At 72.0% G+C, this 14,149-nt stretch carries 13 protein-coding genes; 10 read left to right on the forward strand and 3 right to left on the reverse strand.

Annotated features, from left to right (window positions below):
- Positions 1-147: 147 nt before the first annotated feature.
- Positions 148-990: a hypothetical protein gene (locus ACIGJO_RS26405; protein WP_399962061.1), complete on the reverse strand. Its 843-nt coding sequence runs from the start codon at positions 988-990 to the stop codon at positions 148-150.
- 174 nt (positions 991-1,164) lie between these two features.
- Here ACIGJO_RS26405 and ACIGJO_RS26410 point away from each other — a divergent pair, with 174 nt between their 5' ends.
- The 4 genes from ACIGJO_RS26410 (at position 1,165) to ilvD (ending at position 5,977) form a co-directional block, all read left to right on the forward strand.
- The gene (locus tag ACIGJO_RS26410; RefSeq protein ID WP_399962063.1) at positions 1,165-2,112 is read left to right on the forward strand and encodes a Ppx/GppA family phosphatase; all 948 of its coding nucleotides are present in this window, start codon (positions 1,165-1,167) and stop codon (positions 2,110-2,112) included.
- A gap of 308 nt (positions 2,113-2,420) precedes the next feature.
- Positions 2,421-3,233 carry a sugar phosphate isomerase/epimerase family protein gene (locus tag ACIGJO_RS26415; protein ID WP_399962113.1) on the forward strand — a complete coding sequence of 271 codons (813 nt, stop codon included), beginning with the start codon at positions 2,421-2,423 and terminating at the stop codon, positions 3,231-3,233.
- Positions 3,230-4,006: a TetR family transcriptional regulator gene (locus ACIGJO_RS26420; RefSeq protein WP_399962065.1), complete on the forward strand. Its 777-nt coding sequence runs from the start codon at positions 3,230-3,232 to the stop codon at positions 4,004-4,006. Before ACIGJO_RS26415 ends, ACIGJO_RS26420 begins: the two co-directional genes overlap by 4 nt.
- Positions 4,007-4,126: 120 nt before the next feature.
- Entirely contained in the window at positions 4,127-5,977 is a 1,851-nt protein-coding gene (gene ilvD / locus ACIGJO_RS26425) for a dihydroxy-acid dehydratase (RefSeq protein WP_399962067.1), read from the forward strand.
- Positions 5,978-6,287: 310 nt separating this feature from the next.
- On the opposite strand, the gene ACIGJO_RS26430 is transcribed toward ilvD, so the two are convergent.
- Positions 6,288-8,438: a protein kinase gene (locus ACIGJO_RS26430; protein WP_399962070.1), complete on the reverse strand. Its 2,151-nt coding sequence runs from the start codon at positions 8,436-8,438 to the stop codon at positions 6,288-6,290.
- A gap of 124 nt (positions 8,439-8,562) precedes the next feature.
- Between ACIGJO_RS26430 and ACIGJO_RS26435 the strand changes: the two genes are divergently transcribed.
- From ACIGJO_RS26435 to proC, 5 genes are all read left to right on the forward strand, one after another.
- Entirely contained in the window at positions 8,563-8,922 is a 360-nt protein-coding gene (locus ACIGJO_RS26435; protein ID WP_399962072.1) for an SH3 domain-containing protein, read from the forward strand.
- A 28-nt stretch (positions 8,923-8,950) separates the two neighbouring features.
- The gene (locus ACIGJO_RS26440; protein ID WP_399962075.1) at positions 8,951-9,457 is read left to right on the forward strand and encodes a hypothetical protein; all 507 of its coding nucleotides are present in this window, start codon (positions 8,951-8,953) and stop codon (positions 9,455-9,457) included.
- Positions 9,458-9,521: 64 nt separating this feature from the next.
- Complete coding sequence (locus ACIGJO_RS26445; protein ID WP_399962077.1) at positions 9,522-10,406, forward strand: ABC transporter ATP-binding protein; 885 nt, start codon at positions 9,522-9,524, stop codon at positions 10,404-10,406.
- The gene (locus ACIGJO_RS26450) at positions 10,403-11,230 is read left to right on the forward strand and encodes an ABC transporter permease (protein WP_399962079.1); all 828 of its coding nucleotides are present in this window, start codon (positions 10,403-10,405) and stop codon (positions 11,228-11,230) included. The genes ACIGJO_RS26445 and ACIGJO_RS26450 overlap by 4 nt, the downstream gene beginning before the upstream one ends.
- A 64-nt stretch (positions 11,231-11,294) precedes the next feature.
- The gene (gene proC / locus ACIGJO_RS26455) at positions 11,295-12,104 is read left to right on the forward strand and encodes a pyrroline-5-carboxylate reductase (protein ID WP_399962081.1); all 810 of its coding nucleotides are present in this window, start codon (positions 11,295-11,297) and stop codon (positions 12,102-12,104) included.
- Between the two features lie 38 nt (positions 12,105-12,142).
- Here proC and ACIGJO_RS26460 read toward each other — a convergent pair whose 3' ends face one another.
- Positions 12,143-12,730 (reverse strand): cysteine hydrolase family protein, encoded by a 588-nt coding sequence (locus tag ACIGJO_RS26460; protein WP_399962115.1) that lies wholly within the window; start codon positions 12,728-12,730, stop codon positions 12,143-12,145.
- A gap of 73 nt (positions 12,731-12,803) precedes the next feature.
- Between ACIGJO_RS26460 and ACIGJO_RS26465 the strand changes: the two genes are divergently transcribed.
- Positions 12,804-13,793: a GlxA family transcriptional regulator gene (locus tag ACIGJO_RS26465; protein WP_399962083.1), complete on the forward strand. Its 990-nt coding sequence runs from the start codon at positions 12,804-12,806 to the stop codon at positions 13,791-13,793.
- The last annotated feature ends 356 nt before the right edge of the window (positions 13,794-14,149 follow it).

Here is a 14,149-nt window from a genome sequence, read left to right on the forward strand (position 1 = left end):
GGCTGGCCGGAAGGGGTTATCGGACCGGGCTGGCCGGACCGCGTTCCCGGACACCGCTGTCGGCCGGAGCGCGCCGCCGGCCGGGGTGGTCGGCCGCCGGCGCGCTCCGGCAGCACGGTCCGGCCGGGCGGTCCGGCGACCCTGCGTTCAGGCCGGAGGGTCGGCCGGGTGCGGCGCCATCGGCAGCAGCGACGACAGCCTCTCCTCGCACAGCTCGACCAGCCGGCCGTAGCCCTTCTTGCCCATCAGCTCGGTGAGCTCGGGGCGGTAGGTGACGTACACCGGGTCCCCGGCCCCGTGCGCCGATGTGGCCGAGGTGCACCACCAGTGCAGATCGTGACCGCCGGGACCCCAGCCCCGGCGGTCGTACTCACCGATCGAGACCTGGAGCACACGTGTGTCGTCGGGCCGGTCGATCCAGTCGTACGTACGCCGGATCGGCAGCTGCCAGCACACGTCGGGCTTCGTTTCGAGAGGGTCCTTGCCCTCCCGCAGCGCCAGGATGTGCAGCGAACAGCCCGCCCCGGCCGCGAAACCGGGCCGGTTCTGAAAAATGCAGGAGCCTTCCCAGCGACGCGTCTGGCGCTCGCCGTCCTCGTCGACACCCACCCAGCCCGTCTCCGTGCCGACATCGTGGAACTGCCACAACTCCGGTGTCAGCCGCGCGACATGGCCGGCCACCCGCTTCTCGTCGTCCTTGTCGGAGAAGTGCGCGCCCAGCGTGCAGCACCCGTCGTCGGCGCGGCCCGCCTGGATGCCCTGGCAGCCGCTGCCGAAGATGCAGGACCACCTGGAGGTCAGCCAGGTCAGATCGCAGCGGAAGACCTGCTCGTCGTCCGCCGGGTCGGGGAACTCCACCCAGGCCCGCGCGAAGTCGAGGCCCTTCTCGTCGGAACCGTTCCGTCCGTTCTTTTCCGGCTGCTGTGTCTCCCGGTTCGTCTTCTGCTTCTTCGTGGCTTTGCCCGGCTTCGCCTTTTTCGTCTTTGACACGTGCCAAGAGTAAGACGGACCGGCGCGTGGGTGGCGGCGTCGCGGGGCCGGGCCCGCGCATCCGCGGCGGCACGGTCACCCACCACGGTTTTCTCCCGGACGCCCGGCCCCGCTCCTCCGCCCTTCTCCCAGGGGCCGGTCGGTCCCGGTCCATGGCCGCAGTAGCGTTCCGGTATGAGACTCGGAGTCCTCGACGTGGGGTCGAACACGGTTCATCTGCTGGTGGTGGACGCCCACCCCGGCGCCCGCCCGCTGCCCGCGCACTCGCACAAGGCGGAGCTTCGGCTGGCCGAACTCCTCGACACGGACGGATCCATCGGCCCCTTGGGCGTGGACCGGCTGGTGTCGACCATCGCCGGGGCGGTCCAGGCCGCCGAGGACAAGGGGTGCGAGGACGTCCTGGCGTTCGCCACGTCCGCGGTGCGCGAGGCGACCAACGCGGACGGGGTGCTGGCCCGGGTACGCGACGAGACCGGCGTCGACCTCGCCGTCCTCAGCGGTGAGGAGGAGGCCCGGCTCACCTTCCTCGCCGCGCGCCGGTGGTTCGGCTGGTCGGCCGGGAAACTGCTGGTCCTGGACATCGGCGGCGGTTCCCTGGAGATCGCGTTCGGCATCGACGAGGAGCCCGACGCCGCGGTGTCCCTGCCCCTCGGCGCCGGGCGCCTCAGCGCGGCCTGGCTGCCGGCCGACCCGGCGGACCCGGCGGAGGTGAAGGCGCTGCGCCGCCATGTGCGCGCCAGGATCGCCAGGAGCGTCGGCGAGTTCACCCGCCTCGGCCGCCCCGACCATGTCGTCGCCACCTCCAAGACCTTCAAGCAGCTCGCCAGGATCGCGGGCGCCGCACGTTCCACCGAGGGGCTGTACGTACAGCGCTCCCTCAGCCGCAAGGCCCTGGAGGACTGGGTGCCGAAACTGGCGGCGATGACCGTCGAGGAGCGGGGCCGGCTGCCCGGGGTCTCCGAGGGGCGCGCCGCACAGCTGCTCGCCGGGGCCCTGGTGGCGGAGGGGGCGATGGACCTGTTCGGGGTCGAGGAGCTGGAGATCTGCCCCTGGGCGCTGCGCGAGGGCGTCATCCTGCGCCGCCTGGACCACCTCCCGGCGGAACAGGCCGCGCTGCGCTGATGCCATGAGCCCGGCCGGTCCACCGACGCGACGCCCGCCCGCCCGGCCGGCCGCGGCGGCGGGCACCACCCCGGTCCGCCGACGCGACGCCCGCCCGGCCGCGGCGACGCCCACGCGCCCGCACCGACGCCCGTCGGCCGCACCGGCGCCCGGTCGGCCGTACCGATGCCGGGCCGGCCGCACCGGCGCCGGGACGCCGTACGGGCGCCGGGCCGGGGCTCCACCCACCTCATGGCCCTGGTCACTTTCCGCCGGTGACCCTCGGCGGGGCGTACCACTGCCCGTACGCTGTCCAAGTGGCAGAACCAGTGGTGCGCATCCCCGATGCGAAGGTCGCCCTGTCGACGGCCTCGGTCTATCCGGAGTCGACCGCGACGGCCTTCGAGATCGCCGCGCGCCTGGGGTACGACGGGGTCGAGGTCATGGTCTGGACCGACCCGGTCAGCCAGGACATCGAGGCGCTGCGCCGGCTCTCGGACTACCACCGGGTCCCGATCCTCGCCGTGCACGCACCCTGCCTCCTCATCACCCAGCGGGTCTGGTCCACCGATCCCTGGGTGAAGCTCCAGCGGGCCAGGGCGGCCGCGGAGAAGCTGGGCGCGTCGACCGTCGTCGTCCATCCGCCGTTCCGTTGGCAGCGCAATTACGCGCGCGACTTCGTGACCGGCATCTGGCGCATGGCGGACGAGACCGATGTGCGGTTCGCCGTCGAGAACATGTATCCGTGGCGCTACCGGGACCGCGAGATGCTCGCGTACGCCCCCGACTGGGACGTCACGAACGACGACTACCGCCACTTCACGGTGGACCTCTCGCACACCGCGACCGCCCGCACGGACGGGCTGGCGATGGTGGACCGGATGGGCGACCGGCTGGCCCATGTCCACCTCGCCGACGGCAAGGGCTCCAACAAGGACGAGCACCTGGTTCCGGGCCGGGGCGACCAGCCCTGCGCGGAGCTGCTGGAGCGGCTGGCCCGTACCGCGTTCGGCGGCCATGTGGTCATCGAGGTGAACACCCGCCGCGCCATGTCCTCCGCCGAACGCGAGGCCGACCTCGCGGAGGCGCTCGCGTTCACCCGCCTCCACCTGGCGTCGTCCGCGCAGGCCCCCCGCACGTGACGGCCAGGACACCAGAGACGCCCGGGACGCCGGAAGCGCCAGGGACACCGGCGACCCCGCACACCCCCGAGCAGCCGAACGCACGGACGACGCCCGAGAAGCCGAAGGCACAGAAGAAGCCGGAGAAGCCCGAGCAGCCCGAGAAGCCCGAGAAGCCGGAGAAGCCGGAGACCGCCCCCCGCCGCCGCGGCCGCCCCTCCCGTACGGCCGGGGCGACCGGACCCGACGCCCGTACCCGCATCCTCGAAGCGGCCCGTACGGAGTTCGCCGAGCGCGGCTACGACAAGACGTCGATCCGGGGCATCGCCAAGGCGGCGGACGTCGACGCCGCGCTGGTCCACCACTACTTCGGCACGAAGGACGAGGTCTTCGCCGCCGCCATCGAGGTCTCCTTCGAGCCCGCCCTGGTCATCCCCTCGCTGCTCGGCGGCCCGGTGGACGGTCTGGGCGAACGGCTGGCCCGCTACTTCATCTCCGTATGGGAGAACCCGGTCACCCGGGCCCCGCTCCTGGCGGTCATCCGCTCGGCGCTCACCCACGAGGCGGCGGCGGGCATCCTGCGCGGCTTCGTCCTGCGACGGCTGCTGGAGCGGATCGCGGCGGAACTGGACGTACCCGATCCGACCTTCCGTGCGGAACTGGCCGCCTCGCACATGGTCGGCATCGCGATCCTGCGCTATGTGATCAAGGCGGAGCCGCTGGCCTCGGCGGACCCGGAGAAGATCATCGGGATGGTGGCGCCGACCCTGCAGAGATATTTCACGGAGGTCTGACCCCCCTCCCGGCACCCGCCCGCCGTGAGAAACGCATCCCAGGATCCGGACATGGTGTCCAGATCTTGGAGCCGGGGCGTACGCTCGGAGACAGTCTTTTCTGTCGAAGGAGCGAGCGCGATGCCGCAGCTGAGGTCCCGCACTGTCACCCACGGCCGCAACATGGCGGGCGCCCGCGCCCTTATGCGGGCGTCGGGCGTAGCGAGCGAGGACATCGGCAAGCCGATCATCGCGGTGGCGAACTCGTTCACCGAGTTCGTCCCCGGCCACACCCACCTCGCCCCGGTCGGCCGGATCGTCTCCGAGGCGATCAAGGCCGCGGGCGCCGTGCCCCGCGAGTTCAACACCATCGCCGTGGACGACGGCATCGCGATGGGCCACAACGGGATGCTCTACAGCCTCCCGTCGCGCGACCTGATCGCCGACTCCGTCGAGTACATGGTCGAGGCGCACTGTGCCGACGCGCTGATCTGCATCTCCAACTGCGACAAGATCACGCCCGGCATGCTGATGGCCGCCATGCGCCTCAACATCCCGACGGTCTTCGTCTCCGGCGGCCCGATGGAGGCCGGCAAGGCGACGCTCGTCGACGGTACGGTCCGCAAGCTCGACCTGGTCAACGCGATCAGCGACGCCGTCGACGAGAGCATCTCCGACGAGGACATCCTCCGTATCGAGGAGAACGCCTGCCCCACCTGCGGCAGCTGTTCCGGCATGTTCACCGCCAACTCGATGAACTGTCTGACCGAGGTCCTCGGCCTCTCCCTCCCCGGCAACGGTTCCGTCCTCGCCACGCACACCGCCCGTAAGGCGCTGTACGAGGAGGCCGGCCGCACGGTCGTGGAGATCACCAAGCGTTATTACGAGCAGGACGACGAGACGGTCCTGCCCCGCGCGATCGGCACCCGCGCCGCGTTCGACAACGCGATGGCGCTGGACATCGCGATGGGCGGCTCGACCAACACGATCCTGCACCTGCTCGCCGCCGCCCAGGAGGCGGAGCTGGCCTACGACCTCGACGACATCAACGAGGTCTCGCGCCGCGTCCCCTGTCTGTCGAAGGTCGCCCCTAACGTGGCCCCCGGGGGTACGTACTACATGGAGGACGTCCACCGGGCGGGCGGCATCCCCGCTCTCCTCGGCGAGCTCCACCGCGCGGGCCTGCTCAACGAGGAGGTGCACTCGGTGCACTCCGACACCCTCGCGGAGTGGCTGAAGAACTGGGACGTGCGCGGCGGCTCCCCGTCGCCGGAAGCCGTCGAGCTGTGGCACGCCGCCCCCGGCTGTGTCCGGTCCGCGACCGCCTTCTCCCAGTCCGAGCGCTGGGACACCCTCGACCTGGACGCCGCGGGCGGCTGCATCCGCGACCTGGAGCACGCGTACTCCAAGGACGGCGGCCTCGCGGTCCTCAAGGGCAACCTCGCTCTGGACGGCTGTGTCGTGAAGACGGCCGGCGTCGACGAGTCGATCTGGACCTTCGAGGGCCCGGCGGTCGTCTGCGAGTCGCAGGAAGAGGCCGTCGACAAGATCCTCCGCAAGGAGATCAAGGAGGGCGACGTCGTCGTCATCCGCTACGAGGGCCCGCGCGGCGGCCCCGGCATGCAGGAGATGCTCTACCCGACCTCGTTCCTCAAGGGCCGCGGCCTCGGCAAGAGCTGCGCGCTGGTCACCGACGGCCGCTTCTCCGGCGGTACGTCGGGCCTGTCGATCGGCCACGCGTCGCCGGAGGCGGCATCGGGCGGCGCCATCGCACTCGTCGAGGACGGTGACCGCATCCGGATCGACATCCCGAACCGGTCCATCGAGCTCCTCGTCCCCGACGCCGAACTGGCCGCCCGCCGCGAGGCGCTGAACGGCGTCTACGCCCCGAAGAACCGCGAGCGCAAGGTCTCGGCGGCGCTGCGGGCGTACGCGGCGATGGCGACGAGCGCGGACCGGGGCGCCGTGCGCGACGTCTCCAAGCTCGGCTGACCCGAGGACCGGACACCCGACAGCGCTTCGCCGGAGGCCTGCCGCCACACACCTGTGGCAGCAGGCCTCCGCACGTGCCGGGGGAGCCCGGGCCACTCGGTATGTACGTGTCCGGGTCCCAGCTCACCCTGTACATACGCGCCCGGGGCCCAGGGGTCACTCGGTACTACGCGCCCGAGTCTCAGGGGTCACTCGGTACATACGCGTCCGGGTCCCAGCTCACTCCATACATACGCGCCCGGGGCCAGCTCTCCGTACATTCGCGCCCGGACGTCCCGGATACCCCGTACCTACGCGCCCGGCGCCCCGGTCACCAGCTCCGCGGGTCCCGCCCGTCGACGGCGAACACCGACCCGTCAGGGGCCGTACCCACCACGATCCGCCCCGCCACCACGGGTGCGGGCAGGGCCGACGCGTAGGTGAGCCTGCCTTCCCGCAGCCGGGCGGGGGTCTGCCCCGCCAGTGCGCCCTTCCCGGTGTCGACGGCCAGCAGCCGCCCGTCCGCCGCGGAGAAGTACAGCTGCTCGCCCGGCCCGAGCACGGGCGCCGAGGCCCGCCCGACGCCCGTCTCCAGCCGCCACCGTTCGGGCTTCGTCCGCGATCCCGTGTCGATGGCGAGGAGCGTTCCTCCCCGTGCGAGGAGATACGCGGTGCCGCCGCCCAGCACCACCTGCGGATCGTTCAGCCGGAAGGGCAGCTCGATACGGGCCAGGGCGCGGGCGTCGGGGTCGTAACGGACGAGCGCGACGGTCTCCGAGTCCCCGTTCATCGCCGTCAGGACGAGCGAACCGTCGGCGGTACCGGCCGGAGTGAGCATCCCGTCCAGCCGCCGCTGCCACGCCGTCCTCCCCCTCGCGCCGTCGACGGCGGTGACGAGGGTGGTCGAGCCGGAGGGCGAGTGCTCGAAGGCGTAGGCCAGCCCGGACGCCGTGTCGTAGGCGGCGAAGTCGGGGCGCGCGTGCCCGCGGACCGGGTGCTCCCAGCGGGCCTTCCCGGTCGCGCCGTCCAGCGCCTTCACCGTGCCGTCGTCCGCGACCAGCAGCAGCGTGTCGCCCGCCGCGAACGGGGCGTCCGGGTACGCGGAGACATCCGTGTCCCGGACCTGCGTGCCCTTGGCGGGGTCGTACGTGCGCAGGGTCCCGCCCGGGTCCGCGCTGTGCACGAGACCGCCCGCGACCACGGGCGGCCAGTCGGCCTTCCGCGCCGCGCCCCTCGCGGCGGCCGGGTCCGACCAGAGCACGCGGCCGTCCACCGGGTCCAGGCGCGCGGTGCCGGCCCCGGCCGCCGCGCAGTAGACACGCGAGCCCGCAGCGGCCTCGGAACCGGCGGCCGGGCCGCTCCCGTCCGCGGAACAGGCGGGGGTGGCGCTCCCGGTGGTCCGCAGCGGGGTGTGCCACGGCGCGAAGGCGGCCTTCTTCCCGGCCTCCGGGGTCTTCGGCCCGGCCGTGCCGCCCCACAGCTCCGACGCGGCCACCCCCGCCCCGGCCACCAGCGCGACGGCCGCCGCCACGAGCAGGCCGCGCGGCCTGCGCCGCGGGACGGCCGGCGGCGCGGCCCGTACATGGGTCGTGGGCCCGTCGTCCGCCGCCACGGTCACCGGCCGGCGCTGCGCGGGTATGAACGCGGCGGCCTCGTACGACGGGGGGTGCAGCGCCGCCATGATCTCGTCCGGCGTGGGCCGTTCGGCCGGGTCCTTGGCCAGGCACCGGCCGACCAGCGGCGCGAGGTCACCGGGCACCCCGGCGAGATCCGCCTCGTCGTGCACCACCTGGTAGGCCACGATGTACGGGCTGTCCGAGTCGAAGGGCCCGCTGCCCGTCGCCGCGTGGACCAGCACGGCCCCCAGCGCGAACACATCGGCGGCGGGGCCGACCTCGCGCGGCCGCTGGAACTGTTCGGGCGCCATATAGGGCGGCGAACCGATCAGCTTGCCGGTCTCGGTGCGCAGATCGCTGTCGTACGGCCGGGAGATCCCGAAGTCGATGACCTTGGGCCCGGAATCGGAGAGCAGGACGTTGCTCGGCTTGAGATCGCGGTGGATGACCCCGGCCCGGTGGATGTCGCGCAGCGCCTCGGCGAGCCCGGCGGTCAGTCGGCGCAGCTCGGCGGGAGCCAGGGGCCCGTTCCGCTTCACCTGTTCGGCGAGGGTGGGGCCGGGCACGTAGAGGGTGGCCATCCACGGGCGTACGGCTGCCGGATCGGCGTCGACGACCGGTGCGGTGAATGCCCCGCTCACCCGGCGCGCGGCCGCCACCTCCTGCCGGAAACGCGCCCGGAACTCGGGGTCCGCCGCATACGGCCCGTGCACCACCTTGACCGCCAGCTGGAGCCCCGAGGCGGAGCGCGCCAGATGCACGACACCCATGCCGCCCGATCCGAGACATGCCTCCAGCCGGTACGTTCCGGCGTACTCCGGATGCTCCGCTTCCGGATTGGCTCCGGTCTCTCGCAGCGGCGGCATCGCCCACCCCCGTGTGTTCGTCCGCAAGCGCGACGCACGGAGCCTAGTCGATGGTGCGTACGAGCGGCGTGGGGCTTGTTAGCCTGCGCGTCGTAGTCATCGTTTCTCAACGGGGGAGGCCCTCATGGGCGTTGAAGAGCAGAGCACGACCGCGGTGGATACGGCGGTGGACGTGGCGGTGGAAGCGGCGGCCGGCACGGACGGGGCGGCCGCCGTCGAGGCGGCCTCCGACGATCTGGCCAAGTACCCGATCGCACCCGGCTACCGCGTCAACGTCCGGGTGGGACCGGGGACCAACTACCGGATCGTCCGGACCCTCCCGTACGGGATGAAGGTCCCGATCTACTGCCAGAAGCCGGGGGAGCGGGTCACCGGCCCGTACGGCACGTCGAACCTCTGGGACAACATCGCCAACGGACAGTTCGTCGCGGACGTCTACGTCCACACCGGCAGCGACGGCTACGTCGCGCCGCGCTGCGACTGAAACCGGCCGCCCGGGGATAATCGACCCCGTGAGCGAGAACAGTGAAGCAACCGGCCCGCAGCCCGAGCCCATCCGTTTCTTCGGTACGACCTGGGTCGACCACGACGGGGGTTACGGGCTGCGGCGCGTCGGCGTCGCGGCCGGCTCGCTCGCCGCGGCGGTCGCCGCCTGCTTCGTGCTCCGCTTCGCCTACCAGGGCCTGGAGATCGCGGAGGTCGGCAGCTTCGTCGGGATGCTGGTCATCCTGATGTTCGGCATCTGCAGCGCCATCGCCTTCCGCAAGACCTGGGAAGGCTTCGGCGCCCGCCCGGCGGACCCGGGCCGTGAGGACAATCTCCGCGGCCTCAAGTCGATCGGCTTCATCGGCTCGCTGCTGGCGTATTTCTTCCGCTCGCTGCGGGAGGCGCCCGGCGAGAAGCTCCGGCGCACGGAGTACGAGACCGCCGCCGCCCAGTACGCGAAGCGCCGCTCGTCGCGCACCGGGAACCCGGCGGCCCGCCGCGCGGCCAAGGGCAAGCGGCCCAAGAACCGCTGACTTCTCCGCGACGCCCCGTGCGATGCCTTGACGGGGGAGAACCGCCGGACCCAAAATTCACCACATGGCGAATTACGCGCGGGACGAGGAGCCGGACCCGGACCCAGGCCCGGAGCCGGAACCGGCACCCGCCGCGGAACGGGCGCCGACGGCGCAACCGGCAGCGGCTCGTGCACCGGCTCACGCTCCCCCCGCCGTGGAAGCCCGCTCCCTCACCGTCGTACGCGGCGACCGCACCGTGCTGCGTGACCTCGGCTTCACCGTCGAACCCGGCAGGATCACCGGCCTCCTCGGCCCCTCCGGCTGCGGCAAATCCACGCTGATGCGCGCCGTGGTCGGCACCCAGGCCAAGGCCACCGGCACGCTCGACGTCCTCGGCCTGCCCGCCGGACACCCCGCGCTGCGCCCTCGTATCGGGTATGTCACCCAGGCGCCGTCCGTGTACACCGACCTCACCGTCCGGCAGAACCTCGACTACTTCGCGGCCGTCCTCCAGCCCGGCCGCTCCCGGCGCGAAGCCCGGCGGGAAGCCGTCACCCGGGCCATCCGGGACGTCGACCTCACCACCCGTACCGACGCCCTGGCCGGCACCCTCTCCGGCGGCCAGCTGAGCCGCGTCTCCCTCGCTGTCGCCCTGCTGGGCATGCCCGAACTCCTGGTCCTCGACGAACCGACCGTCGGCCTCGACCCCGTACTCCGCCGCGACCTGTGGAACCTCTTCCACGCCCTCGCCGCCGACCGGGGCACCACGCTCCTGGTCTCCTCCCATGTCATGGACGAGGCCGAACGCTGCCACCGCCTGCTGCTGATGCGCGAGGGCGGGATCCTCGCCTCGGGCACACCCGAGGACCTGTGCCGCCGCACCGGCTCGGAGACCGTCGGGGAAGCCTTCCTCCACCTGGTCGACGAGGCAGCCGCGACCGCCCCCAGCAGGGAGGCCACCCCATGACCCCCGCCCACCCCGCACCCCCTGTCCACCCCGCACCCCCTGCCCACGCCGCACTCCACATCCACCCAGCGGCCCCCTCCCGCTTCCTGACCCCGGCCCGTACGACCGCCACCGCCGCCCGGGTCCTGCGCCAGCTCCGCCACGACCCGCGCACCGTCGCCCTGCTGCTCCTCGTCCCCGTCCTGATGATCACGCTGCTCCGGTACGTCTTCGACGGCAGTCCGCGGACCTTCGACTCCATCGGCGCCTCGCTGCTCGGCATCTTCCCGCTCATCACGATGTTCCTGGTGACCTCGATCGCCACCCTGCGCGAACGCACCTCGGGCACCCTCGAACGCCTTCTCGCCATGCCGCTCGGCAAGGGCGACCTGATCGCGGGCTACGCCCTCGCGTTCGGCGGCGTGGCCGTCGCCCAGTCCGTGCTGGCCACCGCGCTCTCCGTGGGCCTACTGGGCCTGGACGTCATCGGCTCACCGTGGCTGCTGCTCCTGGTCGCGCTGCTCGACGCGCTCCTGGGGACGGCGCTCGGTCTGTTCGTCTCGGCGTTCGCGGCCTCCGAGTTCCAGGCGGTCCAGTTCATGCCGGCGGTGATCTTCCCGCAGCTCCTGCTCTGCGGCCTGTTCACCCCGCGCGACCGGATGCACCCCGTGCTCGAAACGATCTCCGACGTACTGCCCATGTCGTACGCCGTCGACGGCATGAACCAGGTCCTGCGCCACACGGACATCACCGCGGACTTCGTCCGCGACATCGCCGTCGTCGCGGGCTCAGCGCTCCTCGTCCTCTGTCTGGGCGCGGCCACCCTCCGCCGCCGCACGGCCTGAACCACCGGTGCAAGGATGACGAGGACGACCGACCAGCACAGAGCACCGCCCGGAGGGTGAACGCATGACCCAGACAGTCGCAGTCCTCGGCACCGGCAAGATCGGCGAGGCCCTGCTCAGCGGCATGATCCGGGCGGGCTGGCGCCCCGCCGACCTGCTGGTGACCACCCGCCGCTCCGAGCGCGCGGAGGAGCTCCGCACGCGGTACGGCGTCGAGTCCGTCACCAACGCCGAAGCCGCCAAGAGCGCCGACATCCTCATCCTCGCGGTCAAGCCCCAGGACATGGGCAGGCTCCTGGACGAACTCACCCCCCACGTCACCGCCGACCGGCTGGTGATCAGCGCCGCCGCGGGCATCACGACCGCGTTCATCGAGGACCGCCTGACCGCCGACACCCCCGTGGTCCGCGTCATGCCCAACACCCCCGTCCTCGTCGACGAGGGCATGTCCGTCATCTCGGCCGGCAGCCACGCCACCACCGCGCACCTCACCACCGCCGAGGAGATCTTCGGCGGGGTCGGCAAGACCCTCCGGGTCCCGGAGTCCCAGCAGGACGCGGCCACCGCGCTCTCCGGCTCCGGGCCGGCGTACTTCTACTTCCTCGTCGAGGCGATGACCGACGCGGGCATCCTCCTGGGCCTGCCCCGAGCCCAGGCCCACGACCTCATCGTCCAGGCGGCCATCGGCGCCGCGGTCATGCTCCGCGACAGCGGCGAACACCCGGTCAAGCTCCGCGAGGCCGTCACCAGCCCGGCCGGCACCACCATCAGCGCCATCCGTGAACTGGAGAACCACGGAGTGCGCGCCGCGCTCATCGCCGCCCTGGAGGCGGCCCGCGACCGCAGCCGCGAGCTGGCCTCCGGCAACGGCTGACAGCCGCCGGGACACCGGCCGCCGGCCCGGCCCGTCCGTCAGGCCGACACTGCGGCCACCAGCTCCCGGCTCCCCACGACCCGCGCGAACCCACCGCCGTGCAAGGACACGGCGGTGGCACGCGCCAACTCCTCCGCGCCGAGCGTCCACCCCCAGGGCCCGACCCCGTCGAACGTGTACGTCGCGTCCAGCGGGAAGAACACCCCGTACCCCAGGTTCCCGGCCATCCGCGCCGTGGTCTCCGCGCACATATTGGTCTGGATCCCGGCCACCACGATCTGCCGCACCCCTGCCTCCCGCAGCCAGGTATCCAGATCGGGCGTCCCGTAGAAGGCGGAGTTCACCGACTTCGTCACGAACAGCTCATCCCCGCGCCCCTTGCCGCGCCGCTCCTCCACATACGGCTTGAAGTCGTTGCCCGCGTAGCCGGGCCGCAGCGGCGAATCGGGCTTGTCCGAGTCATGCCGTACGAAGACGACGGGCCGCCCGCTCGCCTGCCACGCGTCGATCAACGCCGCGATGTTCCGGTCCGCGTCCGGGTTGTTCCGGGCACCCCAGTACGCCTCCTCCTCGAACCCCTCCTGGACGTCCACCACAACCAGCGCCGCGTTCTCCGTGATCTCCATACCGCCATCCTCCGCCGCCCGGCCCTCACCGCCCAGACGAACAAAAGTCATCGACCGATGGTTTACTGCCATGATGCGCATCGCACTCGTGGCGTTCCCCGGCATCCGGGCCTTCGACGTCTCCGTCATCACGGAGGTATGGGGAGTGGACCGCACCGACCGCGGGGTGCCCGCCTTCGACCTGCGCCGAACCGCCGCCGACCAGGCCCCGATCCCCCTGCGCGGGGGTCTCGCCCTGACCCCCGACCGCACCCTGGCCTGGCTGTCCCGGGCCGACCTGATCGTGATCCCCGGGCTGGACGACCATCTGACCCCGGCCCCGGCGCCGGTCCTCGAAGCGCTGCGACGGGCCCACAACAGAGGCACTCCGATCGCCGCCCTCTGCGGGGGAGCGTTCACCCTCGCCCAGGCCGGGCTCCTCGACGGCCGCCGGGCGGTCACCCACTGGAACCTCACCGATCTCCTGCGCCTCCACCACCCCCATGTCACCGTCGTCCCGGACGCCCTGTTCCTCCACGACGACAACCTCTGGACGTCCGCGGGCACGGCGGCCGGAATCGACCTCTGTCTCCACCTCGTCCGCACGACCCAGGGTGCCGAAGCGGCGGCGGCGATCGCCCGCTCGATGGTCACCGCCCCGTTCCGCACCGGAACCCAGGCCCAGTTCATCGAGCACCCCACCCCGCACGCCGACCGCGACGCCGACACCCTCGCCTCGGTACGCGCGTACGCCCTGACCCGTCTGGCGGAACCCCACACGGTCGCCACTCTCGCCGCCCGCGCCGGCATGTCTCCGCGCTCCTTCGCCCGCCACTTCCAGGCCACCACCGGCACGCCCCCGCTGCGCTGGCTGATCACCCAGCGCATCGCCGCAGCTCAGAAGCTCCTGGAACGCACCGACCACCCCCTCCCCGAGGTGGCCCGCCGCACGGGCTTCGGCAGCGAGATCACCATGCGCCAGCACTTCGCGGCCCACCTCTCCACCAGCCCCCGCGCCTACCGCCTGGCCTTCCGGTCGGCACCCTCCAGGCCCGGGGTTGACACACCTACCCCGGATCCGTAGTGTGCTCCGAGTTGTCCGACGTGAGCGCCGACCCCGGTCGGTCCCCGGACAGCCATTCCGCAGTAACCACGACAAGCGAGCGACTCCGTGTCGCACTGTTTTTCGTGCGCATTCGCGAAATGAGGAATCCGTGTTCGAAGGAACGCACCCCGATTAGCGTCGGAGCCCAGGATTCCGCTAAAGTCTCACTCGTCGGAACGGCCCAACAGCCGGGAAGACAAACCCCGCTGACTGGGAATCAGGCCCGAAAGGATCTGATAGAGTCGGACTCGCCGGAAAGGGAAACGCGAAAGCGAAGAACTGGAAAGCAAAAATCGTTTGACCCGCTTCGACCGGGAATCGGACACGAAAGAGTC

The sequence above is a fragment of the Streptomyces sp. NPDC079020 genome, assembly GCF_044542225.1.
Taxonomy (GTDB): domain Bacteria; phylum Actinomycetota; class Actinomycetes; order Streptomycetales; family Streptomycetaceae; genus Streptomyces.

Coding starts and splice junctions, on each gene's coding strand:
- proC (WP_399962081.1), top strand. CDS start 11,295: ATGACCCAGACAGTCGCAGTCCTCGGCACCGGCAAGATCGGCGAGGCC.
- ACIGJO_RS26430 (WP_399962070.1), bottom strand. CDS start 8,438: ATGCCGCCGCTGCGAGAGACCGGAGCCAATCCGGAAGCGGAGCATCCG.
- ACIGJO_RS26445 (WP_399962077.1), top strand. CDS start 9,522: ATGGCGAATTACGCGCGGGACGAGGAGCCGGACCCGGACCCAGGCCCG.
- ACIGJO_RS26460 (WP_399962115.1), bottom strand. CDS start 12,730: ATGGAGATCACGGAGAACGCGGCGCTGGTTGTGGTGGACGTCCAGGAG.
- ACIGJO_RS26465 (WP_399962083.1), top strand. CDS start 12,804: ATGCGCATCGCACTCGTGGCGTTCCCCGGCATCCGGGCCTTCGACGTC.
- ACIGJO_RS26450 (WP_399962079.1), top strand. CDS start 10,403: ATGACCCCCGCCCACCCCGCACCCCCTGTCCACCCCGCACCCCCTGCC.
- ACIGJO_RS26435 (WP_399962072.1), top strand. CDS start 8,563: ATGGGCGTTGAAGAGCAGAGCACGACCGCGGTGGATACGGCGGTGGAC.
- ACIGJO_RS26410 (WP_399962063.1), top strand. CDS start 1,165: ATGAGACTCGGAGTCCTCGACGTGGGGTCGAACACGGTTCATCTGCTG.
- ilvD (WP_399962067.1), top strand. CDS start 4,127: ATGCCGCAGCTGAGGTCCCGCACTGTCACCCACGGCCGCAACATGGCG.